Origin of the sequence: Halanaerobium congolense (genome assembly GCF_004366375.1) — a bacterium.
GTDB lineage: Bacteria > Bacillota > Halanaerobiia > Halanaerobiales > Halanaerobiaceae > Halanaerobium > Halanaerobium congolense.
Genome location: NZ_SOEF01000088.1, coordinates 1 through 1422, shown reverse-complemented (window position 1 = coordinate 1422; position 1422 = coordinate 1). Strand labels below are relative to the sequence as shown.

The window sequence follows — 1422 nt, the reverse complement described above, 5'->3', positions numbered from 1 at the left end:
GTTTATTCCTTTCATATTTGTTGTAGGTAACAAATATTATATCAAAAGAAGGAATAAGTCGCCAATTTTTTATCTAATTTTTTTGTAAAGTGGTGTCTGCATATTTAACTCCCAGATAAGTTACTAAAATAGCAGGAGCCATTACCCAGACCGAAAATGTTCCCTGAAGAGCAGTATTATATAGAATATTAGAAAAGAAATAGACAAAACCGGCACGACGGGCAGTTAAGGCTAGTTTATCTGTAGAAGCTGCTACAATTAGCATCTGCAGAGGACGATTGTTTTTAAGAACTTCCCAGGCATCTTTAAATTTAATTTCAACTGCATTTTCTGCCAGTCCAAAATATTTTGTTCTATCCTTAGACCAGATACCGATAATCGCCATAATTGTCATAATAAAAGAAGCTGCCATAAAAATAACAGAAACTGTTGACCATAGAGCCGGATCATTTACATTTTGAGCGTATTTAGGTGCCATGTAGGTCATAATAAACCAGGTAGCACCAGCAAAAAGTAGTGTATTATAAATTGCATCAAAAAAGGTAAAAAGTGGTCTTTGAGCAGGGTCATTAGTTAATGCTGCCTGAGCGCCTTTAGTACAAGAAGTTTGAAAAGTATAACCGATAATTGCTAGACCATATAACAGAGCTGTAACAATATATTTAGTCTGGGTGGACCATTCTGGTGGAACATTAAATAGTGCAATAATCATAATCACTAAAATAATATTACCAATAAGCATAAAGGGACGATATTTACCAAATTTAGTGTCAGTTTTATCAAGTATGAACCCAATTACAGGATCAGTAAAACCATCGAAAATTCTCATCGCAGTTGCTATTCCACCAACAATTGCTGCAGAAAGACCAAGTACATTTTGAGTAAAGAAAGCATAATACATAATTAGTACAAATGCCGTATTTGTAGCAGTATTGTTTAAAGCAAAAAATGCAATCTGCCATTTCTCTGCATTATGGTATTTTCCCTTTTCTTTTAACTTTTCTCTTTTTTTCTTAATTTCTTTTTGATCTGGTTTATTTAACATTAATAAGTCCTCCTATTTTTTAGTTGTTAATCGAATCTCCCGGGATAAGTTTAAGTTGTAATCTTCTTAATTTCTTATAGGACTTATGTTAGAATAACTAACTCTTATAATTATTACTCTATTAATAGTATAAAATAATTTGAATATTATTTCGTCTCGATTTATTTGGATTTATATAATAAAATTACAGTCAAATTTAAAAATTATACCATAAGAACAAAATGGCCTAACGGCCACCCCTATACTATAGAAGTTAATTAATATTTCTTTAGTAGGGTTCTCTTTTAAATGTAAATTTGAACTTCATTTCTGCATTACACTCAGGACATGCCACTCCTGGCATTTCTCCCTCTTTAAGATCTTTTCCCATTGCAAAT

At 31.9% G+C, this 1422-nt stretch carries 1 protein-coding gene; it reads right to left on the bottom strand.

Going from position 1 to position 1422, the window contains the following annotated elements; translation table 11 throughout:
- Nucleotides 1-73: 73 nt before the first annotated feature.
- On the bottom strand, nt 74-1045 hold the full coding sequence (locus tag C7954_RS13530; RefSeq protein WP_134060324.1) for an MFS transporter: 972 nt from the start codon (nt 1043-1045) through the stop codon (nt 74-76).
- Nucleotides 1046-1422 lie beyond the last annotated feature (377 nt).

Coding starts and splice junctions, on each gene's coding strand:
- C7954_RS13530 (WP_134060324.1), bottom strand. CDS start 1,045: ATGTTAAATAAACCAGATCAAAAAGAAATTAAGAAAAAAAGAGAAAAG.